Origin of the sequence: Pseudomonas sp. OF001, from assembly GCF_904426495.1 — a bacterium.
Classification (GTDB): Bacteria; Pseudomonadota; Gammaproteobacteria; order Pseudomonadales; family Pseudomonadaceae; genus Geopseudomonas.
This window is the reverse complement of record NZ_CAJGBM010000023.1, coordinates 194718-216789: the sequence shown is the minus strand read 5'-3', so window position 1 is coordinate 216789 and position 22072 is coordinate 194718. Positions and strand designations below refer to the sequence as shown.

Sequence of the window (22072 nt, the reverse complement as noted above, 5' to 3'; positions counted from 1 at the left end):
AGCCGCGCTCGACTGTCGCTGGCCCGCTTTCAGTCAGCCGCAGGGCGGCACCTAAGCAACTACCGCCCCTTCGCCTTCTCGTAGGCCGCACCGCGCTCGCGCTTGCCCACGGCGACCACGACCACCACCACACGTTCATCCTCTACCCGGTAGACCAGCCGGTAGCCCGAGGCGCGCAGCTTGATCTTGTAGTGGTTTGGCATCTCGCGCAGGGCGTCGGCCGGCACCCTGGGCAGTTCCAGGCGCTCGCGCAGTTTCTTCTTCAACTGCTCGCGCACCGTGTGGCCCAGCTTCCCCCACTCCTTCAACGCGGACGGCAGGAACTCCAGGCTATAGGTCATCCAGACTCACCGGCACGGGCTTCTCGCCGGCACGGGTGCGGGCGATTTCGGCCAGCTCCAGGTCTTCCAGGCGCTCAATCATCGCCTCGTAGGCCTCAGCCGGCACCAGGTAGCCCATCACCCGGTTGTGGTTGAGCACCGCCACCGGCCCGCCATCGGCGCCGCCGATCACCGCGGACGGATTCTTCTTCAGCTCGGATACGCTGACGGCCTTGTCGGCCAGTACGCTTTGCATGGGCAGGACTCCTTTTCAGGTCTTTATATTGGTCTTTTTGACTGAAAGGAGGCAAGGCGGCAGACAGCCGCTGGTCCGGGCGCTGGTCGCTCGATGATCCAAGGTACACTTGCTCTAGAGAAAATATTTCCCTAGCATCCAGGCCATGGCCACCGTACACAGCGACCGTAACTGGAAGATCAAGATCTACCCGGACGACCACGCGCCGCCGCACTTCCATGTGCAAACGCCCGACGGCGAGTCGCTGGTGGAGATCGACGGGCTCAAGGTGCTCGGCAAAGGCGCCGAGCCCAAGGCCCTCAAGGCAGCCCTGGCGTGGGCGGCGCAGCATACCGCTGAGCTGCAGCAGGTATGGGACGAGCAGAACCGGAGGAACTAGACCATGACCAGCAAAGTCCGCATCCACAGCGTGAAGCCCGTTGCCGGCCAGCATGCACTGCAGGTCGAGTTCAGCAACGGCAAGCGCTACACCGTCCAGTTGGCCGAGCATATCCGCAGCTTCTCGGTGCTCAAGCCGCTGGAAGATCTGGAGCTGTTCCGCAAGGCTCAGGTCGGCGAATGGGGCTTCGATGTGACCTGGGGCGACGACCTCGAACTGGCTGCCACCACCCTGCACCGCCTGGCGCTGGAGCAGGCTGGCGAGGTGATGCCGACCCAGGCCTTCAAGCGCTGGCTGGCCGCCAACCAGCTCTCGCTGAGCACGGCGGCCGTCGAGCTGGGTTTCAGCCGGCGCACCATCACCGCCTACAGCAGCGGCGCGGCGCTGATCCCCAAGCATGTGGCCCTGGCCTGCAAGGGCTGGGAATACGAGCACAAGGCCATGGCTGCCAAAGGCGAAGGCAAGAAGGCACGTCACGCCGCCGGCTGATGTCTGCGACCGAGTTCTGCTGCGGATCTGTTCATCGATGGCGCCGGTTCGGCGTCACTTCAGACGCGCCACCTGCTCAGCGATCACCACATGGAGGATGGTCCGCAGGCAGCGCAGTTCGCCGGCAAAGGTGGCCGCCAGCTCCGGGCGCAGGGCGATCAGCTCTGCATTCTCCCGTTCGACCTGCGCATAGAGTGCCTGCGCCTCGCCAGCGATCTTGTCCTTCAGGCTGTCCAGCAGGCGCGCGACCGTGGCCGGCTTGATGCGCATGGCCTCCCCCGCTTCCAGCAGGCACTGGCGGTCGATCTCGGCGATTCCCGCGCGGCCCTGCAGCGGCCAGGCCATGCTGGCCGCGGCCGGCCAACGGGACTGGCCGAACGCCGGGGTGTCGTACACGGCGGTGCAGATCAGGTCGTAGAACGGCGCCAGCTGGATGCCGGTCGAGGACACCAGGAAGCTGAGGTTCTTCAGGTGCGCGTCGGTGTTGCCCACCAGCACGTTGAACACCAGCCACTGGAACAGCGCCGTGCGCGCCACCGCCGTGCTGCGGCAGGCGGCTGCCAGTTGATCCAGCCGGCCCACGCTGCCTTCGAGGTACTTGTAGGCAGCGCTCAGCCCCAGCACCTGGCAGGCGTCGATGCTGTGCAGGCGGCGCCAGCCTTCGGCATCCTGCTGGCGGTCGAAGCGTTCGATCAGGTACACCGGCTGGGGCACGTAGCGGCGCTCCACTCCTGGCACCGTAAGGCCGAGCCGGCGGGCCAAGGTCATGACGAACCACTCGTTGATCACCGAGTGTGCGTAGGACGGATGCGGATGGTCGGGCTTGAGGATATGCGTGGAAGGAGTGCGCCCGGACGGCTCGAACAGCCAGCCGTCCTGCAGCACCACCGCCAGCTTGTGCTGGGCGCCGGCCAGCGACATGCGCTTGAGCGCGCCTTCGACCAGCGGAACACTGGGCATGGCGGCGATGCGCGCGCTCAGGTCGGCATCGCGCAAGGGCCGCAGGCCGCCCTCGGCCTGTTCGGCTCCCGGCGGCAGCAGGGTCAGCGAGCCGGCGGATTCCGCTCCGTAGTGGCCGAGCAGGCCGAAGGCATCGGCGCCATCGACCCTGGCGGCACTGGCCAGCAGCACCCGCTGACCCTCCTCGGGCAGCAGGTTGTCGAAGTACCACTGCACGGGCCGCCGCGTGCTGCCGTCCTGCTGTTCCCCGGCCTGCAGCGGCAGGTCGGGACACAGGGCGAAGCGGCCGGGCGTCTCCAGCCAGGCCGGCGCATAGCGGAACGACCAGATGCCGTCGCGGTCGCTCAGGGTGCCGATCTGCTGGCGGTCGATCCAGGCCAGTAGCGTGCGCTCCATCAGCGATCCCCCTCAGGCCCGGCCTTCTTCGCGCGCTGCCTGCGGGCGTGCATCTGCTGCGCGGCAGCGAGCTGGTCGGCCGCTTCGTCGGGGACATCGAGGATCACCCGCACGCCCAGCCCCTCCAGCACCTGGAACAGCTTGCCCCATTGCACGCTTGCGTCGCCGCTCTCGACCTTGCCCATGAACGACTCGCTGACGCCGATGCTGCCGGCGGCATCGTCCTGGCGGATGGACTGGGCCTTGCGGCTGGCCCGCACTACGGGGCCGATTGCGTCGGCGGAATCGAGTTCGATGTGCATGGTGGAATCCCTGTGTTTGCAAGGATTTCCGGCAAACGCAGAGGTAGCCTGCGGCCAATCCTTGTGATCGAAAGGATCTCATGTCGAAAACGGCTGGACAAGAAAAAATCCATGCGGTCGCACGGATTTTCTCTATTCAAGCGATGGAGTGCGGTGAATTCCTTGCGATCACAAGGATTATAGATCGGCGCGGGCGGTGGATGGCTCAAGACGCGCTCACCCTCCCCCTACCGAACCTGCTCAGCCAGGCATCTTCGCAAAGTGCGGCAGGTCGTCCAGCGGCCTGCCCCACGGCTGGGCGCTGTCGCAGTAGATGTGCATGGTCGGGCTGACGGCGGCCGGGTCGTCGAGGCTGGCGGCGCGGACGAACTGCAGGTCGGGCAGCACGGCCACGTCCGAGAAAAGCGGCGAGCCGCAGTCGGGGCAGAAGTGGCGGACCACCGGGTTGCCGCTGTCGCCGGCGGTGGCGTAGGTGTTGGTCAGTCCCACGTGGCGAAAGGCTGCGCGAGGCACGGCGAACACCGTGGACATGGCAGCGCCGCTGGCGCGCTGGCAGTCGCGGCAATGGCAGTGGGCGACTATGACCGGCTCGGCTGCGGATTCGTAGCGCACTGCGCCGCAGGCGCAGCCGCCTGCAAGTTTGCTGTCACTCATCCTGTCTTTCCTTTTGCAGAATTCAAAAAAACCGGCCGCCCGTGGGCGGCCGCAAAGGGTGACTCAGATCGCCTTGAACAACGGGCTGCGCACCTGCTGGGCATCGGCCGCCGAGATGAACTTCTCGGTGTAGATGTCGCGCTCGAACAGGCGGCCCTGCATCAGGGTGGTGATGCAGGAGTCGATCATCAGCGGCGGGCCGCACAGGTAGGCCTTGTGGCCGCGGAAGTCGTTGGCGAAGTATTCCTTGGCCGCCTCGTGGACGAAGCCGCGGAAGCCCTGCCAGCCGCTACCTTCCGGCTCGTGGGAGAGCGCCGGCACGTACTTGAAGTTGGGGTGCCGTTCGGCCAGGGCGAGGAATTCGTCGTGGTAGTACAGCTCGTCGCGGTTGCGCTGGCCGTAGATCAGGGTGATCGGCTTTTCAAAGCCTTCGGCCAAGAGGTCGAGGATCATCGAGCGCGGGCTGGACAGCCCCGAGCCGCCGGCCATGAAGATCACCGGCACGTCGGCGGACTTCTTCACGAAGAAGCGTCCGTAGGGGCCGCTGATGGTCAGGCGGTCGCCGACCTTGAGCTGTTCGTGCACGTAGGTGGTGCCGCTGCCGCCGGGAACGATGCGGATGTTCAGCTCGATCTCGCCGCCTTCTTGCGGCACGCTGGCGATGGAGAACGCCCGGCTGCCGATGCCGTCCGGCAGCATCAGGTTGATGTACTGGCCGGCCTGGAACTGCACGCCTTCGGCGTCTTCGAGCTTGATCCAGACACCCTTGATGGTCGGCGTCAGCGATTCGATACGGCTGACGGTGCCGTAATAGTCGCGTACCGGCAGGCTCAGCGAATCCGGATCTTCTTCGATCTCGGCTTCGATGGTGATGTCGCCCTGCGCGGTGGCGCAGCACGCGAGGCACTTCTGCTCCTCGCGCTCGAAGTCCATCAGGGCGAAGGTGGAGGCTTCGCCCTGCTCGATCTCGCCGTCGGTGACCTGCACCTTGCAGGTGGCGCATAGGCCATGGCCGCAGGCGTGTGGCAGGTAGATGCCGGCGCGCAGCGCGGCGTCGAGGATGGTCTGACCTTCCTCGATCTCGATGGTCTGGCCAAGCGGCTCAATGGTCAGTTCGTAGCTCATGGCGCGCCCTCCTCTCAGTTCACCGGAACCAGGCTGTTCAGGCCCGGGGTGCGCATGCGCAGCTGTTCCTTGTGGCCGATGCCGTTGGCCTCCAGGCTGGCGGCATAGTCCGGCACCCACGGCTGGTTGCCCTTGAGCCACTGGACCGTGTTCCAGTCAATGGCGGCGGCGTCCGGGTCAGCCTGCAGCAGCGGTTGCAGCTGCTGGTCGATCAGTTCGCCGAGGGTGGTTTGCGGGTCGGCGCGAAGCATGATGGGCGCGCAGATCAGCAGGTGGTGGTCCCAGCTGATGAACAGCAGCTGCTTGCCCTTGTAGTTCTCCAGCGCGTCACGGGAAACGCCTATGTATTCTTTGCGGGAAACGACGGCCATTTTGATCTTCCTTCTTATTTTGTTCGCGGGCAGTGGCCGGAGCGAACCCCGGCCACGCCGTCGGGCGTTACTGGTTGGAGGTGGCCTGGGCGCGCCACTGCTCGAAGTTCTGGCGGTCCTGGGAAGTGACGTAGTCGCCGTTGTCCTGGCCATTTTTGAGGAAGGCCCAGTCCATCCAGGCACCCAGGTCGCCATCGACCGGATCGCGCATCAGCGCCGGCATCGGCAGCCAGGCCTGGATGTACTTCTCCGGCTCGTTGTCGAAGATGTCCTTACAGCCGTCGGAGCAGAAGTGGTACTTCTCGCCCTTGTAGACCGACTCGCGATGGCAGGTCATGGTCGGGTCGCCGGGCTCGGTGAACACGGTGGGCAGCTGGCAGCACTGGCACAGCTTGGACAGGCCGAAGTTGTTGAACGGCGCGCCGGTGGCGGCTTCGTGCTTCTTGATGTGCTCCCAACGCGGACGGTAGTACTTGTCGAAGGTGGTCGGATACTTCTTCGACAGCCAGTCCATGTCCTCGTCGGACGGGATCCACACGTGGAAGGCGGTGCCGAACTTCCACTGGTACAGCGCCAGCATGAACTGGTGGGAAATGTGGTCCACCGCTTCCTCGGCCTGATCCCAGCCCTTCGGCGGACGGATGCCGTAGCGGGCCAGGTCCTTGAACAACGCGCCGCCGTTCTCCACGCCGTAGATGTTCCAAGCCTCGCGCCAGCTCATCACGCGCTTGGGCAGCATGTAGTCCATCATGGTGCTGACCAGGCCCAGCACGCGGAAACCGCGCCAGAACCACTTGTCGATCCAGCCCTGGACGATCGGCAGGTTGTCCGGATCCTGCTCGAGCATGAACTTGATGCACTCGAGGCCCAGGGTCATGTGCCGCGCCTCGTCGGACTGCGACGAGAAGCCGAAGGTGACGGTGGCCATGTCGCCGTTGTAGGCGGCGCCGGACATGAACGGCACGAACAGCAGGTTGGTCAGCACGTATTCGAAGCTGAAACCGATGGCAATCATGAACTCGAACGGGCCGGCGGCCATGGCGTCGTCGAAGAACGAGCGGGCCACCGAGGTGTACCAGATACGGTCACGATGCTCGGCGAAGGCGTGGAAGCCGTTGTAGAACTTGTTGTAGTTGGACAGCGCGTGGATCTGCGTCTGCGCGTGGCGGATCTCGTCGATGGCCTGCATCTGGCAGGCGACCTGGGTGCCGACACCAGGGAACTCGCGACCGACGCGGGCGAAGCCTTTGTGGGCGCTGTACTCGCCGGGGCTGATGGCCTGCAGGAATATCCTCAGCGCCGACAGGTAGCGGGCGTCGGTGATCTGCAGGTGGCCGTTGTTCTGCGCATGGGCATCTATGATGGCGTAGAACTTGCGCTCCTTCTCGGCCTGGTACTTCCAGTAGGAGTCCATGGTCAGGCGGAAGGGGTCTTCCCACTTGTCCCAGTCGTGGATCTTGATGCCTTCATACTGCACGTAGGGGAACACTTCCTCTTTGGTGCGATAAGTTGGCTCCCAGCCCAGATCGCGGGTGAACAGCTTGTACTTGTCTTTCAGGCTCAGCTTCTTGTTGGCAGCTTTCATGTCCATGGCGGAGTCCTCGCTCACTCGTTCCAGGTCAGGGTCAGGGTGTCTTCGTCTTCGTCGACGTTACCGGACAGCGTGATCAGATTGATCTGCAGTTCCTGCAGGTCGTAGCTGCGGCCGAGCTGCTCCTCGATGGTGTCCTTGCGGATCACCAGTCGGCCGGGCGCGTTGATCTTGACCATCGCCGGTTCGCGGTTGACCACCGCCTGGGGGTTGTCGAGCTCGATCGCTTCGATGATCGGGCGGGTTTCTTCGTTGGCTTGCAGGGCAATGAATACGGTGGACATGGGTGAGCCTCTCAGAGCGCGATGCCGGTTTTTTCGATGCGCGCCTTGAAGGCGGCTACTTGTTCGTTGACCAGGTCGTCGGCGTCGGCGCCGAACACCTGCTCGACCACCGGCAGCACGGCGGATGCCGCGCGGCACTTCCAAGCGTTGATCCACTCCTGCAGCTGGGCACGGTTGTGCTCAGACTCGCCGGCGGCGACCTTGAGCACGGCATCGACCCACTTCTTGGTTTCGTCGAACCAGTCGCTCATGAACTGGGTGAGCATGGCCACGGTGGAACCGCCCTTGCTCGACAGGTGGTCGTCGACGATGCGCTCGTAGACCAGCGGATAGAGCAGGCCGTCGAGGGCGACGTTCTGCGCCACGAACAGCTCGAACGGATCACGCAGCGCCAGGCAGTCCTCGACATAGCGGCGCAGCGGCTGCCAGGCCTCGCCGTCGAGCCAAGCGGCCTTGCCGGCGTCCAGCGCCTCGGTGCCGCCGAGCAGCAGGCCCAGGCGCGACAGGTACTGGGCGATGCCCAGGTTGTCCATGGCGTGGTAGATGCACGGCTGGGTGAAGATAGCCGCGTAGCCGTAGCCGCAGATGAAGGTGTTGTGCTGGTTGGCGCCCCAGGCGGCGTGGCGCAGGGGGATCAGCACGTCGAGGGCGAGCTGGCGCAGCTCGGCAGGCAGCAGGTCGGCCAGGCCGCGGCTTTCGACGAAGCTGAAGTTGGCCTCCATGCTGTCCTGCTGGCGGGCGCGGGCCAGGGTGTAGGTGCTGTAGTAGAACTGGCGCGGGTCCTTGAGGGCGTACCAGTCCTGCATGACGATCTTGGTGATCTTGGTGTCGTACAGCTCCTGCTCGGGGTCCCAGGTCGGACGATAGTGCAGGTTCTCGGTGGCCTGGATGTCGTAGCTGCCTTCCTGGTAGCGCGAGGCGGGCTTGTCGCCGAAGCGGCGGGCCAGGTGGTCGTAGGTGTTGCGCAGCGGCTGGATGCTCACCGTGCGAAGGTCGATTTGCATGTGCGTTCTCCTGCCGGCGCTGCGCGGGACGCAGCGCCGTTCTTGTTGTTCTTGTCGTTGCTCAGGCTTTGAAGCGGGTCTGGGTGGCGTCGGCGAGACTCCAGTTCCAGTCGCTCGGCTCGTCCGTCTCGGCGTCCGGGTCGCGCGGCTGCAGCAGTTCCACCTGGTTCTGCGCGCAGAATTCGGCGAAGGCCTCGGGGCTGAGGATCATCTCGACGATCAGGTCGGGCTCGCCGATGGCGAAGTCGAACTCGATGAAGCCGCCGGCTCGCTCGCCGGTCACACGAACCCAGCGTTTGCGGGTGTCGAGGGTGGCCGGCACCATTTCCACCGGCTGCTCGGGACGAGTCATGGCCACTCTCCTCAGGTCACTACGGTGAGGAAGGTTTCGTGCAGCTTGCGCTGCGGGTAGTCGAGGCCCTGGCCGAAGTTGTCGAAGGTCCAGGTGATCGGCTCGTAGTCCGGGTACGGCTGGTAGCCGCCCATGAAGGTCTCGAAGCGGTTGCCGGAGGGGTCCCAGGCGTAGATGGTGCAGCCGCGGGTGACGCCGTGGCGGGTCGGGCCGATGTCGACGTTGACCAGGTTCATCGACATGATGTCGCCGGCGCGCAGCACCTGCTCCCAGCTCTCCATCAGGAACGAGCAGTGGTGCAGCTTGCCCGGCTCCGGGTATTCGGCGAAGGCGATGTCGTGGACCTTGTGCGAGCAGGACAGCCAGATGGCGGCGTTGCCCTCACCGTCCGGGGTGAGCACGCGTTCGACCAGGTAGAAGCCCAGTACCTCGGTGAAGATCTTCTGCACTTCGGCGACGTTCGGTCCGTACAGCAGCGCATGATCGAGACGCACCGGGCCGATGCCGTGCTCGCGGGCCTGGGTCCAGGGTGCGGGGTTGACCAGGCCGGCGCCGTTGCCGACGGCGGTCTTCTCGGCGTACAGCTCGATCAGGTGGCCGGAGGGCAGCTCGAAGCGCACGCGCTCGCCGGTTTCCAGCAGCTCGCCGGCGGGGATGCGAGTGGTGGTCAGGCCGTAGGCCTGGAGGTCGGCATCCAGCTGCTCGAGGGTGGCCTTGTCGAGCACCTTGAAGCCGAAGAAGTCGATCCCGGCGCTGTCGGCCTCGCGGATCACGTAGCTGTGGTGGTCGCGCTCGTCCCAGCACTTGAAGTAGACGCGACCCTGCGCGTCGCGGCCGGTTTCCACCAGGCCCAGCACGTCGCGGTAGAACGTGACGCTTTCCTCGAGATTCAGCACGCGCACCTGGGCATGGCCCGGCCGCAGCACACCTGTCATCGCCATTTGTTGTCTCCGTTATTTGGCTTGATGCGGTTTGGTTGCCTGTCCGGTTGGTGATGCTGTCCGGGCAGACGGTCTTGCTATCGACGCCAGATACATTGCAGGGGCGATGCCAACTTTCACAACTCATTGATTTACAAGGATTTAACTGCAAATCCGGGTGACCGGAGCGAACGGCTGGCCTGACGCTTTTGTCCTGCGGCCTGTTTCGCCTTACAAAAGCGTAAAGGTGCAGCGCAAAAAAATGCGGGCATCTGCAGGCAGTTGACGGGACGTGGAGCGCGCAAGGGAGCGGAGTGCGCGGAGAAGATCCGATCCGGACGCTGGCAGGCCGGCAGTCGACCCCGGGAAGGCCGTCTACCGCGGGTTCCGGACGCCAGCGCCGAGCAGCGGCGGCATGTGCTGTACGTTTTGGTCACCCCTGTAGGGGCGAATTCATTCGCCTGACAGGGCCACGCTGGCGAATGAATTCGCCCCTACATGGATGCCCCACCACGGGCGGGCGCTGGCCGCGCCTGCCGCCCTGTAGTAGCTTCGGTTACCAACCATTTCCCAGGGAGGACCGTCATGGCCAGCAAAGAAGAAATCGCCGCATTCATCGCCACCGAGTTCCCGCAGACCAAGTGCATCGTGGAGAAGGTCGGCGATGGCGGCGCCACGGTCTGGCACCCGGTCGGGCATGACGAGCTGCGCCCCGGCGGCACGGTGTCCGGGCCGGTGCTGATGAGCATCGCCGACGTCGCCCTGTACGTGGCGATCCTCGGCGAGATCGGCATGGTGCCGATGGCGGTGACCACCAACCTGACCGCCAACTTCCTGCGCAAGCCGTCGGGAGAGAAGAACATCGTCGGCGTCTGCAAGTTGATCAAGGTCGGCAAGACGCTGGTGGTCGGCGAGGTCTCGCTGTACTCGGAAGGCTCGGAGGATGCGGTGGCGCACGTGGTCGGCACCTACTCGATCCCGCCGCGCCGGGAGTGATGGACTGGCGCCTTTCCGAGGCCGGAAAGGCGCGCCGAATCCCTGTCAGCTGCTGGCTTCCTGCGCGCACGCCCCCGCCTCGCCGCCCGCCTGCTTCAGTCGATAGGCCAGCTGCCGGCGGGTGATGCCGAGCAGGCGCGCGGCGTGGGTGAGGTTGCCGCTGGCGCGGCGCACGGCCAGCTCCAGCAGGCGGTTCTCGTGGGCCTGCAGGTCGAAGTCGTCGTCGAGCAGGGTCTCGTAGAGCTGCTCGCGCCTCGCCTCCCTGACGTTGCCCACCTGACCCTGGCGATCGACGGGGGCGCCGGGCGGTGTCGCCGGCGTGCTGCCGGCGAACAGGTGCTCCAGCTCGATCTGCCCGCCCGAGGGCGCCAGCAGCACGGCGCGTTCGATGAGGTTCTCCAGCTCGCGCACGTTGCCCGGCCAGTCGTAGGCCATCAGCGCCTGCAGGGCGCGGTCGGTGGGGCCCTTGAGGTGCTTGTGGTAGACCGGGGCGTACTTCTCCAGCAGCGCGGTGACCAGGATCGGGATGTCCGCCTTGCGCTCGCGCAGCGGCGGGATCGCCACCGGGTAGGTGGCCAGCCGGTAGTAGAGGTCGGCGCGGAAGCGCCCCTCGGCGATGGCCCGCTGCAGGTTGACGTTGGTGGCTGCCACCAGGCGCACGTTGACCTTGCGGCTCTTGTCGTCGCCCAGGCGCTCCACCTCGCCGGTCTGCAGCACGCGCAGCAGCTTGACCTGCGCCGAGGGCGACAGGTCGCCCAGCTCGTCGAGGAACAGGGTGCCGCCGTCGGCGCGCTCGAAGCGGCCGGGGCGCGACTGCTGGGCGCCGGTGAAGGCGCCCTTCTGCACGCCGAACAGCTCGGACTCGATCAGGTCGTTGGGGATCGCCGCGCAGTTGACCGCCACGAACGGCTGGGCGGCGCGGTCGCTGTTCTCGTGCAGCCACTGGGCGAAGACTTCCTTGCCGACGCCGGTCTCGCCGAGCAGCAGCACGGTGATCGGGCTGCGCGCCGCCTTGCTGAGCAGGTCGAAGGCGGTGCGGAAGGCCGGCGAGCTGCCGACCAGGCGCCCGGGCGGCAGCTGCTCGCGCTGGCGGCCGCGCAACTGCCAGAGTTCCTGCTGCAGGTCCTGGAACGAGGTGTCGGCCTCGGTCGGCCGGCAGTATTCGAGGTAGGGATCGTCGCCCCAGGCTTCCGCCGGCTTGCCGACCATCACGCAGTGGTGGTCGCCGCGGCAGGTGCACTGGGTTTCCTTGAACACGATGAAGCGTTTGAAGAAGCGGCTGGTGTAGCCGGAGGCATAGCCGGACATGCTCCAGCAGGCGACCTCGTCGCCGGTGCCGAACTGCTGCAGGTGGGACTCGGCTTCCCAGGAGTTGGCGCACTCCACCTCGCCGAAGAAGCTGCCCTGCTCCCAGTCGATCTGCGCCTCGGTGACGGTGGACTTGACCAGGCCCTCGAAGGCGTGCAGCACCGGGCCGATCTGGAACACGTCGAAGTTGTCGCCCGCGCCGAGCAGCTTGGAGGCCAGGTCGGCATCCTGCTGGCCGGCCGCGAAGCCGATGCGGAACAGCAGGCCGCGGGCCCGCTTGGCGCCGAGCGAGTCGAACAGCTCGCGGCGCAGCGCGCCGAGGGCCTTGGCGTGGAGCAGGAGCATGCGGCTCTCGTCCAGCCAGATCTGGCCGTTGTCGATGTCGAAGCGCAGTCTCGAACGCAGATTGAAGCGCTCGATCAGGCGTTGTCCTCCCATGAATCCTCTCCCCCTGGCCGGCTCGCGGGCGGGCAGGTACTGCGGGGTGGCAACCCCTCCTGCCCGGCTCTTGGCCGGCTTTGTCGTGATGGTCCCGTGTGGAAGCGGGACAGGCGGCCGACAACTTAAGTCATCGGCCGCCCGGATGCCACTAGCGCTTGGTCAGACCAGGGCCGCCCCTACAACGGGATCAGGCTGCAGCAGCCTGCTTCGGACGCAGCAGGAAGTGCGCCAGCGCCGGCAGCAGGATCAGCGCACCGAGCATGTTCCACACGAACATGAAGGCCAGCAGGATGCCCATGTCGGCCTGGAACTTGATCGGCGACCAGGCCCAGGTGGCGACGGCGATGCCCAGGGTGATGCCGGTCAGCACCACCACCTTGCCGGTGAAGATCAGCGCCTTGTAGTAGGCCTCGGACAGGCTCATGCCCTCCTTCAGCCGCGCCAGGGTCACCGTCATCACGTACAGCGCGTAGTCAACGCCGATGCCGACGCCCAAGGCGATCACCGGCAGGGTGGCCACCTTGACGCCGATGTTCAGCCAGACCATCAGCGCCTCGCACAGCACCGAGGTGATCATCAGCGGCACCACCGCGCAGACCACCGCGCGCCAGGAGCGGAAGGTGACGAAGGCCAGCACGATCACCGCGGCGTAGACCAGGAACAGCATCTGCACGTTGGCCTTCTTCACCACGATGTTGGTGGCGGCCTCGATGCCGGCGTTGCCGGCGGCGTTGAGGATGCGGATCTCCTCGCTGCCGTACTGCGCGGCGAAGGCTTCCACGGTGCTGACCACGCTGGTCAGGGTGTCGGCCTTGTGGTCCTTGAGGTAGGCGTAGACGGTCAGCAGGTCGCAGTTCTGGTTGAACATCTCGCGCGGGGCGCGGGTGATGATGGCGTTGAGCATGTCCTGCGAGCGCGGCATCTCGAACCACTTGAGGCTGCCCTCGTTCATCCCGGCATTGGCCACCTTGGCCAGGCCGGCCAGCGAGCTGGTCGCCTCGACGCCCGGCAGCTGCTGCAGCTCGCGCTCCAGGGCGTCCACCGTGCGCAGGGTGCTGTAGTGGGCGCAGGCGTACTGCGGCGTCTTGACCATGACGATGAACACGTCGCTGCTCGCCGCGTAGTTGGCGACCATGAAGGCGTTGTCCTGGTTGTAGCGCGAGTCGGCGCGCAGCTCCGGGGCGCCCGGGTCGGTGTCGCCGATCTTCAGCTGGAAGCTGACCATCAGGCCGAACACGCCCATCGCCAGGCCCAGCGCCACCGCCAGCCCCGCCCACGGGGTGCGGGTGAACAGGTCGAGGAAGGCCCAGAACGGGTGCTTCCTGTGCTCGGTGTCGTTGGCTTCCTGCAGCTCGGCCCGCAGGCTGCGCTGGGCGGCGACCGGGCTGACGCCGGTGTACGACAGCAGGATCGGCAGCAGCACCAGGTTGGTGAAGATCAGCACGGCCACGCCGATGCTGGCGGTGACGGCCAGGTCCTGGATCACCTGGATGTCGATCACCATCAGCACCGCGAAGCCTACCGCGTCGGCCAGCAGTGCGGTCATGCCGGCGAGGAACAGGCGGCGGAAGGTGTAGCGCGCCGCCACCAGCTTGTGGGTGCCACGGCCGACGTCCTGCATGATGCCGTTCATCTTCTGCGCGCCGTGGCTCATGCCGATGGCGAACACCAGGAAGGGCACCAGCACCGAGTACGGATCCAGCTCGTAGCCGAGGGTCGGCAGCAGGCCGAGCAGCCAGACCACTGCGATCATCGAGCAGGCCACCACCAGCAGGGTGCTGCGCAGGCAGCGGGTGTACCAGTAGAGCACCGCGGTGCAGATGACGATGGCGGCGGCGAAGAACAGCATCACCTGGCGCAGGCCGTCGATCAGGTCGCCCACCACCTTGGCGAAGCCGGTGACGTGGATGGCGATCTTGTCCGACTGGTACTTGCCGCGGATCTCTTCGATGCGTTGCGACAGCGCGTGGTAGTCGATGCGCTCGCCGGTCTCGGCGATGCGCTCCTGCAGCGGCACCAGCACGATGCTCGACCGGTAGTTGCCCGCCACCAGCTGGCCGATCTCGCCGGAGCGCTCGACGTTGATGCGCACCTGCTCGAGGCTTTCCGGCGAGCCGTCGTAGTCGTCGGGGATCACCGGGCCGCCGTCGAGGCCGTCCTCGGTCACCCCGGTCCAGCGTACCGCTGGCGCCCACAGCGACTTCATGTACGGGCGGTCGACGCCGGGCAGCAGGAACACCTCGTCGTTGATCTTGCGCACGGTGTCGAGGTACTCGGCATCGAAGATGCTGCCCTCCTTGGCCTCCACCGCGATGCGCAGGGTGTTGCCCATGCCGGCCAGCTGCTTGCGGTTCTCCAGGAAGTTGGCGATGTACGGATGGCCGGTGGGGATCATCTTCTCGAACGCCGCGTTGAGCGACAGGCCGAGCGCCTGGTAGCCCAGCACCAGGGTGGTGAGCAGGCAGACGACCACGATCGCCAGGCGGTTGTTGAACAGCAGCCGCTCGGCGAGGATTCCGGAGCGCTGATCGAACTCCTTGAGATCGCTGATCACCGCTTCGGCGGGGAGGGACTGGACGTGGCTCATCATTTGACTCCCGAAACATTGATCCCGGAAACACGTTCTCCGGAAGCCAGGGCATCCGGCTCGACGCGGGACAGCCCGCGCGCGCTGGACAGGATCAGCGCGCCGTCGGCGGCTTCGGCGATGCCGGTCAGGCCGGTGCCCGGCTGCACCGCCAGGGCAACGAAGCTGCGTGCGCCGTCGGTGCTGCGCAACAGGCGGCCGCTCTCGTCGGCAAGCAGCACGGAGCCATCCTGCAGGCGCCGCCCGGCGCTCACCGTGACCGGCTGGCCGAGCCTGACCTGCTGCCAGCTGGCGCCGCCATCCTCGCTGCGCCAGGCGTTGCCGCGCAGGCCGAAGGCCAGCAGCGCATCGCCGCCGAGTTCGAGCGCGCCGAAGAAGGTGCCGCTGTAGGGGGTACGGATCTCGGCGAAGCTGGCGCCGCCGTCGACGGAGCGCAGCAGCGCACCCTGCTCGCCGGCGATCAGCAGCGAACTGCCGTCGATCTGGATCTGATAGAGGTGCTTGCCGCGCGGGTTGGGGATCTGCCCGACCAGCGACTGCCAGCTCTTGCCGCCGTCGACGGTCTGCAGGGCGATGCCGTAGGCGCCGACCACGTAGCCGCGCAGCTCGTCGCGGAAACGCACGCCGAGGAACGGCTTGTCCGGGCCGTCGGCGACCAGGTATTCGGCGCTGCGCAGCGCCGCGGCAGCGCCCTCCTCGCCGGCGTCGGCGCGGCGCTTGGCGTCGTCGCGAATGGTCAAGGCAGCCTGATTGCCGTCGAGCTGGCGCTGCCAGGTCTCGCCGCCATCGGCACTGGCAAGCACCACACCGCTATGGCCCACTGCCCAGCCGTGAGTGGCGGAGACGAAGTGCACGTCGGTGAGCGCCACGCTCACCGGCACGCTCGTGGACTGGCGCCAGGAGCGCCCGGCATCGTCGGAGAGCAGCACGGTGCCGCGCTCGCCCACCGCCACCAGCCGGTTGCCGGCGCGGGTCACGGCCAGTTGCAGGCTGTGCAGGGCGCGGGCGCTTTCCCGCGCAGGGAGATCGAGCAGGTCAGGGACACTAGTCGGGCCTGCGGCCTGGGCAACCGCCGACAGACAGGTCAGGGAGAGAATGGCGGCGGCCAGTGCCGATCGCCGGCGTAGCGGATTGAGCGATTGCATGGTGCTTACTCGAAACCGACCCCCCTCCTCCGCTGCGCCGCCAGCGGGGGCGCCGAACCGGGCGCCTGCGGGGAGGGGGAGTCATGAGAGGGAACTCCGGCGCCGCGCCGCTGGCTACGGCGCCGGAACTGCTTCCGGACGGTGCGGGGTCAGCGCACGCCTTCGGCGGCTACCGCATCACCGGTGTAGTGCGTCTCCGGCTTGCGTGCATCAACCCGGTAAGTGGCCTCGTTGAGCGACTGGGTGGTGCTCATGGTGTTGGCCTGCAGGTTGAAGATGTGCGCCGGCTTGAGTGCCAGCATCGGCGTGGACGGCAGCACGAACGGGGTGACCTGGGTGGTGCGCCACAGCTTGCCCTCGCTGTCGTAGCCGTCCATCAAGAGGATCATCCAGGAGTCCTCGTCGAAGTAGTACTTGCGCTTGGCCACCGCATGACGCTTGCCGTTGGCCACGGTCGCTTCCACTTCCCAGACGCGGTGCAGTTCCCAGCGCACCTTGTCGGGGTTGAGGTGGTGCTTGCCGTAGGCCTCGTCCAGCTTGGCGGTGACCACTTCGTTGGCGTTGTAGGGCACGTACAGCTCCTTCTTGCCGACCAGCTTCCAGTCGAAGCGGTCGATGTGGCCCATCAGGCCCATCACCTCGTCGAAGTAGTTGGCGCCGGAGGCGACGAAGTCCGGGGTGTCGTAGGCCACGGTCGGTGCACGGCGCACGCGACGCTGGCCGACCAGGTACTGCCAAGCCTGGCGCGACTGCTTGATGTCGATGCTGTCGCGGAACACCAGCGATTCGCCAGCCTTGAACGGCGGAGCGGTGGTGGCGAAGCGCATCAGGAAGTACTCGCCGCTCCACTTATCCGCAGATCCGTCCTTGTAGTAGTAGGGATACTGGTTGGACTGGTCGTTCTGGGTCGCCAGGGTGCGCGAGCCATCGGAGGTCAGCACGATGTTCTTGAAGTCGGTCACGTCGGTGGCTTCGTTCTCGACCCGCAGCAGGTGGTTCCAGATCACCTCGATGCCCGCCTTGGGGATCGGGAACGGGATACCGCCGTAGCAGCCCTGCAGCGACTTGCCGTCGTCCTTGGTCTGGCACTGGGTGGCGTTCTTCGCGGTGTTGTCATACACGTACTGCGGCGCAAGACCAGTACGGTGGGTCGGATAGACGTCGACGCGGAAGCTGTCCGGGTATTTCTTCAGCAGCGCCTGGGTGCCTTCGGACAGCTTGTCGGCGTACTGCGCCATGTTCTGCGCGGTGATCTGCGCGACCGGCCGCTCATCGGCATAGACCTTGCGCGGAATGTCGCCGACTTTCTCTCCGGAAGCCGCCACCTTGGGAGTCGGCGTCCAGGCCGGGATGCTGCCGTCGGCGTTGCCGGCCATCTCACCACCCAACGGGTTGAGCGTCTTGCCCAGCGCAGCAGCCTCCTCGGGGCTCACCGCGGCCTGCACACCCTGTGCGCCCATCAGCACGGCAGCCAGCGCTGCCCACAAAGCCGTTTTCTTATGCATTTTTATGATCCTCGACTTGGGGATGTTCAGACTTAGAAAGTGCGTTGCACGGAGAGGGACACGAAGTCGCGGTCGCCGTGGAAGTTGTCATAGGAAAGCTCTGGGCGAGCGGTGTCGTACTTGATCACCGAGCCGTCGGAGCCGTAGTAGTGGGTGAAGCCCAGACTGGCCTGCCAGGTCTTCATGTAGTCGGCCTTGACGCCGATACTGACGTTGCCGCCGTGGTTGGCGGGGAACAGCGCGCCGTTGACCGAGGAGCGGCCGAACAGGCCGTAGCTCACACCGATCGGCACCTGCAGATCGAGGCCCGGAGCCACCTGGAAGTACTCGGGGGTGAAGATGAACTGTACGGCGCCGGCGTCGCGGGTAGCCTCGGGATCGAGACCGTTGCCGGTGCCGGGGGTGGTATCGCCCTTGTCGGTGACGCTCAGGCGGCGGTTGAAGGCGAACTCGCCGATGAACGAGGCGCCATCCCACAACGGACTGGCCTCCAGCACGCTGATCGCCGACAGGTTGAGGTGCATGGTGCGGCCTTTCGGGAAGGCCGAATGGTCGCCGCCATCAGCACTACCGATACCCATCGGCAAAATCACCGCGTTACCGGTCGCCACCAGCGGCATGTCGTCACGGAACGACAGTTCACCAGCGACGTTGGTCTCGCCGACCAGGGTGCTGAAGCTGAAACCGATGGTGCGGATGTCCTCGGCATAGACCTGCTCATAGAGACCGCTGGTTGGATACACGTAGAACTGCGGCATCTTGTCGTGATACTGCGCGGCGTAGATGCCGTACTCGGTATCGCCCGACTTGAACTTGACCTGTACGCCGCCCTGCCCCGAGTCGCGCGCCTCGATATCGTCGGCGCGGTTCACGGCGAAACCCGGTCCGAGGATCAACGACTCGCCGCCCTCGTCGACGAAGTCGGCAAAACTGAAGTAGCTGCCGGCACCCGGCAGGCGGCTCTTGCGCCATTCCAGCTGGTAGTAGGCACCGATCGAGACGTCCTGGTTGATCTGCAGCTGGCCGGCGATCTGGCCAACCGGGCGGAGGATCTCCTTGAACTGCGAGTTGGGCACCGACAGTGCCTTGATCAGATCGAGGGAAGTCTGCGCCGCGGCGATGCCGTTGGAACCGAAGAACAGGCTCTCACCGTACAGCTGGGTGAAGCGACCGGCCTTGGCGTTGAGGTTCATGTCGCCCGGGGTGAAGCTGCCATAGAGGAAGGCGTCCAGCAGTTCGGCCTTGCGTCCGTGCAGCTTCTCGGTGTCGCTGGTGAATTCGTCGTAATCAGCGCTAAGCGAGTTCACCAGCCCGGCAGGGCCAGGATTGTCGTTGGACTTGTTGTAGACGTCGTCGTACCAGGCCGCACCGCTCAGGCGCAGGCCGTAGTTGCGCTTGTAGCGCACATCGAATTCGGAGAGCAGATCGAGGCGATTGGAAATCAGGCCGCGGTCGAAATTTTGGTCGCCATCGTTGGTGTTGACCTGCGGGCCGTTGGTCGAGCTGTCAGCAATGTCGGAGTCGACATCCTTGACCCGCCAGGCGGCGCTGTACTTGACGGTGTTGTCCCACGACATCCGCACATCGGGATTGCCGCTGTCGATCTGGAAGGCGAAGGCCGGGGCCCCGGCGGAGAGACCGGCGACGGCGCCGGCAACTGCAAAGAACAGCTTCTTCAGGTGAAACTTCGGCAGACTGGCGCTGTTGCCCATGTCTTGATCCTCGAAATCTTCTTGTTGTTGTGAATTTCGTTTTCGGGTGTCGCGAGCCCTGAAATCCCTTGGCGCTCACCCCGCTGCCAGCGGAGACAGTTCACAAGCTATTGCCGGCGAGACTTACCGTCCAATACCGATGAAAGCCCATGCTGATACCGGAAAGGTATCGGCATGGGCACGGCATCGCACCGCCCGCGGAGGGCGCACCAGGCAGCCATGCGTGCGGTTCAGCGCACGCCGTCACCGGCCACCGCGGCGCCGGTGAAGTAGCTCTCCGGCTTGGGCGGCACCACCCGGAAGTCCTCGCCGTTGAGCATCTGCACCACGCTCATGGTGCTGGCATCGAGGTTGAACACCACCGCTGTGCGCAGCAGGGTGGCCGGTATGGCCGGCACCACGTAGGGGATCGCCTGGGTGGTGCGCCACAGGCGCCCGTCCCTGTCGTAGCCGTCGACCAGGGCGATCGCCCAGCTGTCCTCGTCGACGAAGTAGCGGCGCCTGGGCACCGCATGGCGGCGGCCCTGCGCCAGGGTGGCCTCCACTTCCCAGACACGGTGCTTCTCCCAGCGCAGGTGCTCGGGATTGAGGTGGTGCCTGTCGAGCGCCGCGTCGGCGCTGGCGGCCAGCAGGCCGTTGGCGTTGTAGGCGATGAGCATTTCCCGCTTGCCGACCAGCTTCCAATCGTAGCGGTCCAGCGCGCCGAAGAAGCCCTGCACCTCGTCGAAGTAGTTGGCGCCGGAGGAGACGAAGTCCGGGGTGTCGTAGGAAACCGTCGGCGCACGGCGCACCCGGCGCTGGCCGACCAGGTATTGCCAGGCCTGGCGCGGGTACTTGCCATTGATGCTGTCGCGGGCGACCAGCGCCTCGCCGGTCTTGAACGGCGGCTCGACGGTCAGGTAGCGGAACATGGCGTATTCGCCCGACCAGTCCTCGGGTCGGGCGTCCTGGTAGTACGGCGGATACTGGAAGGCGATCTCGTTGCGCGTGGCCAGGGTATGGCTGCCGTCGGAACTGCCGACGATGTTGCGGAAGCGATACTCGATCGACGGCGCCTCGACGCGCAGCAGATGGTTCCACATCACCTCGACGCCCTGCCTGGGGATCGGGAAGGGAATCCCGCCGATGCAGCCCTTGATGGTGTCCCAGCCGTCGCGGATGCTGCAGCGCTCGGCGTTCCTGGCGACGTTGGCGTAGACCGCCGGCGGCGCCGCGGCGGTGCGATGGCTCGGGTAGACGTCGAGATGGAAGCTGTCCGGGTACTTGCGCAGCAGTTCGCGGGTGCCGTCGGAGAGCAGCGCATCATAGGCGGCCATGTTGGCGGCATCGACCCGGTACAGCGGTTGCTCGCCGGGGAACAGTTCGACGGGGATGTCGCCGAGCATCGGCCCGGGCGGCGCCTGGGTCAGACCGCCCTGCCAGGCGGGAATGCTGCCGTCGGCGTTGCCGGCCCGCTCGCCGCCCAGCGGAGTCAGGGTGCCGGCCAGACGGGCAGCCTCCTCCGCACTCACCGCGGCCTGCAGCGCCGGCGCGCCCAGCACGGCAGCGACCAGGGCGATTCCCAGTGTGGTTTTCCGGTACATCGAAACATCCTCGAATCGGGGATTCGCCAGCGGGAACGGCGCACCGGGCAGCGAAGCGAACTTCGCCAGGCAATTGAGCGCAATTGCGCAAGTTCGCGCGGACAATTCGCCAGGCAATATCTCGACATGCCGCAGCGCAATTAAGCGGGGCCGCGATTGATTGGCCGGAATATCGAACAATCGAGACTGGCGGAAACTATCCGCATGCACGAAACATCAGGTGCGGGTAATCATCCGCCTGCGCAGAACTTCCCAGCGCTGTCTGCCGGCGCCGCCCACCAGCGATATCGTCGTTGTTATTGTAAATTCCGTTTCCTTGTGTATTTTTATTGCCGCGCCTGACCGCAACTTGCCGGGCAGGTGCGCAGGGAATCTATTGGCCGGCTGTCCCGGCGTCCAATACCATAAAAACCCGCCGCCGCTACCGTCAGGGTATCGAGTGGCCGCCCCGCTCCGACACAGGCTGCCTGCATGGATCTCCGCCATCTCCGCTACTTCATCGCCGTCGCCGAGGAACAGAACATCGGCCGCGCCGCGGCGCGCCTGCACATCTCGCAGCCGCCGCTGACCCGGCAGATCCAGCAGCTGGAGGAGGAGCTGGGGGTGCTGCTGTTCACCCGCACGCCGCGCGGCATGGAACTGACCGGCGCCGGCGAGATGCTGCTCGAGGAAGCGCGCAACATCCGCGCGCTGGTCGAACAGGCCACCGAGCGCACCCAGCGCGCCGGCCAGGGCAAGCTGGGCCGGCTGGACATCGGCATCTTCGGCTCGGCGATCCTCGACACCATTCCCAAGCTGCTGACCGCGTTCCGCACCGCCTACCCGGAAGTCCGGGTGGTCCTGCACACCATGAACAAGCAGGAGCAGATCGAGGCGCTGCGCCAGCGGCGCATCGGCGTGGGCTTCAACCGCATCATCACCCCGCTGGCCGACATCGCCTCCGAGCTGGTCACCCAGGAGTCACTGCTGCTGGCCGTGCACGAGCGCCACCCCCTCGCCCGCCTCGCGGTGGTGCCCTTCACCGCGCTGGCCGAGCATCCGCTAGTGCTATTCCCCTCCGGCAGCCGGCCGAGCTTCGTCGACCGGGCGATCGGCCTGTGCCAGCAGGCCGGCTTCGTCCCCCAGGTGGCCCAGGAGGTGGGCGATGCGGTCACCGCGGTGGCGCTGGTGTCCAGCGGCTTCGGCGTCTCCCTGGTCTCGGCCTCCACCGCGGCGCTGACCCTGCCGGGCGTGGTGTACCGGCCGCTCGCCGGCCTGCCCGCGGACGCGCGGGTCGACCTCAGCTGCATCTTCCGCAGCGACGACCACTCGCCGATCCTCGCCGCCTTCCTCGAGGTGGTCCGCGAGTTCCGCAGCCGCCACTACCCCGACAGCCCCGCCGCCTGAAGCGGC

At 66.1% G+C, this 22072-nt stretch carries 22 protein-coding genes; 4 read left to right on the top strand and 18 right to left on the bottom strand.

Translation table 11 applies throughout. The features are described 5' to 3' along the window. Nucleotides 1–59: 59 nt before the first annotated feature. Entirely contained in the window at nucleotides 60–341 is a 282-nt protein-coding gene (locus RA210_RS14305) for a type II toxin-antitoxin system RelE family toxin (RefSeq protein ID WP_201486950.1), read from the bottom strand. Continuing rightward, a complete protein-coding gene (locus RA210_RS14300) occupies nucleotides 331–576 on the bottom strand; it encodes a type II toxin-antitoxin system prevent-host-death family antitoxin (RefSeq protein WP_201486949.1) in 246 nt (81 codons plus the stop codon). Before RA210_RS14300 ends, RA210_RS14305 begins: the two co-directional genes overlap by 11 nt. A gap of 145 nt (nucleotides 577–721) precedes the next feature. Between RA210_RS14300 and RA210_RS14295 the strand changes: the two genes are divergently transcribed. Together RA210_RS14295 and RA210_RS14290 are read left to right on the top strand one after the other, a co-directional pair. After that, nucleotides 722–955: a DUF4160 domain-containing protein gene (locus RA210_RS14295; protein WP_201486948.1), complete on the top strand. Its 234-nt coding sequence runs from the start codon at nucleotides 722–724 to the stop codon at nucleotides 953–955. Between the two features lie 3 nt (nucleotides 956–958). Further along, complete coding sequence (locus tag RA210_RS14290) at nucleotides 959–1444, top strand: DUF2442 domain-containing protein (RefSeq protein ID WP_201486947.1); 486 nt, start codon at nucleotides 959–961, stop codon at nucleotides 1442–1444. A 54-nt stretch (nucleotides 1445–1498) separates the two neighbouring features. Here the strand turns inward: RA210_RS14290 and RA210_RS14285 are convergent, their stop codons facing one another. The 10 genes from RA210_RS14285 to RA210_RS14240 all read right to left on the bottom strand — a co-directional run bounded on the left by RA210_RS14285 (nucleotide 1499) and on the right by RA210_RS14240 (nucleotide 9424). Then, nucleotides 1499–2800: a HipA domain-containing protein gene (locus RA210_RS14285; RefSeq protein WP_201486946.1), complete on the bottom strand. Its 1302-nt coding sequence runs from the start codon at nucleotides 2798–2800 to the stop codon at nucleotides 1499–1501. After that, a complete protein-coding gene (locus tag RA210_RS14280) occupies nucleotides 2800–3102 on the bottom strand; it encodes a helix-turn-helix domain-containing protein (protein WP_201486945.1) in 303 nt (100 codons plus the stop codon). Before RA210_RS14280 ends, RA210_RS14285 begins: the two co-directional genes overlap by 1 nt. Nucleotides 3103–3342: 240 nt before the next feature. Continuing rightward, nucleotides 3343–3756: a GFA family protein gene (locus RA210_RS14275; protein ID WP_201486944.1), complete on the bottom strand. Its 414-nt coding sequence runs from the start codon at nucleotides 3754–3756 to the stop codon at nucleotides 3343–3345. A 63-nt stretch (nucleotides 3757–3819) separates the two neighbouring features. Beyond that, entirely contained in the window at nucleotides 3820–4881 is a 1062-nt protein-coding gene (locus RA210_RS14270; RefSeq protein ID WP_201486943.1) for an NADH:ubiquinone reductase (Na(+)-transporting) subunit F, read from the bottom strand. 14 nt (nucleotides 4882–4895) lie between these two features. Continuing rightward, the gene (locus RA210_RS14265) at nucleotides 4896–5252 is read right to left on the bottom strand and encodes a phenol hydroxylase subunit P4 (protein ID WP_092430441.1); all 357 of its coding nucleotides are present in this window, start codon (nucleotides 5250–5252) and stop codon (nucleotides 4896–4898) included. A gap of 67 nt (nucleotides 5253–5319) precedes the next feature. After that, complete coding sequence (locus RA210_RS14260) at nucleotides 5320–6843, bottom strand: YHS domain-containing protein (protein WP_201486942.1); 1524 nt, start codon at nucleotides 6841–6843, stop codon at nucleotides 5320–5322. 14 nt (nucleotides 6844–6857) lie between these two features. Next, nucleotides 6858–7127, bottom strand: a complete 270-nt coding sequence (locus RA210_RS14255) for an MmoB/DmpM family protein (protein WP_090311120.1) — start codon at nucleotides 7125–7127, stop codon at nucleotides 6858–6860. Between the two features lie 11 nt (nucleotides 7128–7138). Then, nucleotides 7139–8131 carry an aromatic/alkene monooxygenase hydroxylase subunit beta gene (locus RA210_RS14250; protein ID WP_201486941.1) on the bottom strand — a complete coding sequence of 331 codons (993 nt, stop codon included), beginning with the start codon at nucleotides 8129–8131 and terminating at the stop codon, nucleotides 7139–7141. Between the two features lie 61 nt (nucleotides 8132–8192). Beyond that, entirely contained in the window at nucleotides 8193–8483 is a 291-nt protein-coding gene (locus RA210_RS14245; RefSeq protein ID WP_201486940.1) for a phenol hydroxylase subunit, read from the bottom strand. 11 nt (nucleotides 8484–8494) lie between these two features. Then, nucleotides 8495–9424 carry a catechol 2,3-dioxygenase gene (locus RA210_RS14240; protein ID WP_201486939.1) on the bottom strand — a complete coding sequence of 310 codons (930 nt, stop codon included), beginning with the start codon at nucleotides 9422–9424 and terminating at the stop codon, nucleotides 8495–8497. A gap of 564 nt (nucleotides 9425–9988) precedes the next feature. Here RA210_RS14240 and RA210_RS14235 point away from each other — a divergent pair. Then, the gene (locus RA210_RS14235) at nucleotides 9989–10399 is read left to right on the top strand and encodes a PaaI family thioesterase (RefSeq protein ID WP_201486938.1); all 411 of its coding nucleotides are present in this window, start codon (nucleotides 9989–9991) and stop codon (nucleotides 10397–10399) included. 45 nt (nucleotides 10400–10444) lie between these two features. On the opposite strand, the gene RA210_RS14230 is transcribed toward RA210_RS14235, so the two are convergent. The 6 genes from RA210_RS14230 to RA210_RS14205 form a co-directional block, all read right to left on the bottom strand. Further along, nucleotides 10445–12145, bottom strand: a complete 1701-nt coding sequence (locus tag RA210_RS14230; protein WP_201486937.1) for a sigma-54-dependent Fis family transcriptional regulator — start codon at nucleotides 12143–12145, stop codon at nucleotides 10445–10447. Nucleotides 12146–12335: 190 nt separating this feature from the next. Further along, nucleotides 12336–14735, bottom strand: a complete 2400-nt coding sequence (locus RA210_RS14225) for an efflux RND transporter permease subunit (RefSeq protein WP_136488418.1) — start codon at nucleotides 14733–14735, stop codon at nucleotides 12336–12338. Then, nucleotides 14735–15880: a WD40/YVTN/BNR-like repeat-containing protein gene (locus tag RA210_RS14220; protein ID WP_201486936.1), complete on the bottom strand. Its 1146-nt coding sequence runs from the start codon at nucleotides 15878–15880 to the stop codon at nucleotides 14735–14737. The genes RA210_RS14225 and RA210_RS14220 overlap by 1 nt, the downstream gene beginning before the upstream one ends. 149 nt (nucleotides 15881–16029) lie before the next feature. After that, entirely contained in the window at nucleotides 16030–17385 is a 1356-nt protein-coding gene (locus RA210_RS14215; protein ID WP_201486935.1) for a DUF1329 domain-containing protein, read from the bottom strand. A 32-nt stretch (nucleotides 17386–17417) separates the two neighbouring features. Beyond that, nucleotides 17418–19097 carry a DUF1302 domain-containing protein gene (locus RA210_RS14210; RefSeq protein WP_201486934.1) on the bottom strand — a complete coding sequence of 560 codons (1680 nt, stop codon included), beginning with the start codon at nucleotides 19095–19097 and terminating at the stop codon, nucleotides 17418–17420. Nucleotides 19098–19327: 230 nt separating this feature from the next. Continuing rightward, the gene (locus RA210_RS14205; RefSeq protein ID WP_201486933.1) at nucleotides 19328–20680 is read right to left on the bottom strand and encodes a DUF1329 domain-containing protein; all 1353 of its coding nucleotides are present in this window, start codon (nucleotides 20678–20680) and stop codon (nucleotides 19328–19330) included. A gap of 471 nt (nucleotides 20681–21151) precedes the next feature. Between RA210_RS14205 and RA210_RS14200 the strand changes: the two genes are divergently transcribed. Next, entirely contained in the window at nucleotides 21152–22066 is a 915-nt protein-coding gene (locus tag RA210_RS14200; protein WP_201486932.1) for a LysR substrate-binding domain-containing protein, read from the top strand. Nucleotides 22067–22072 lie beyond the last annotated feature (6 nt).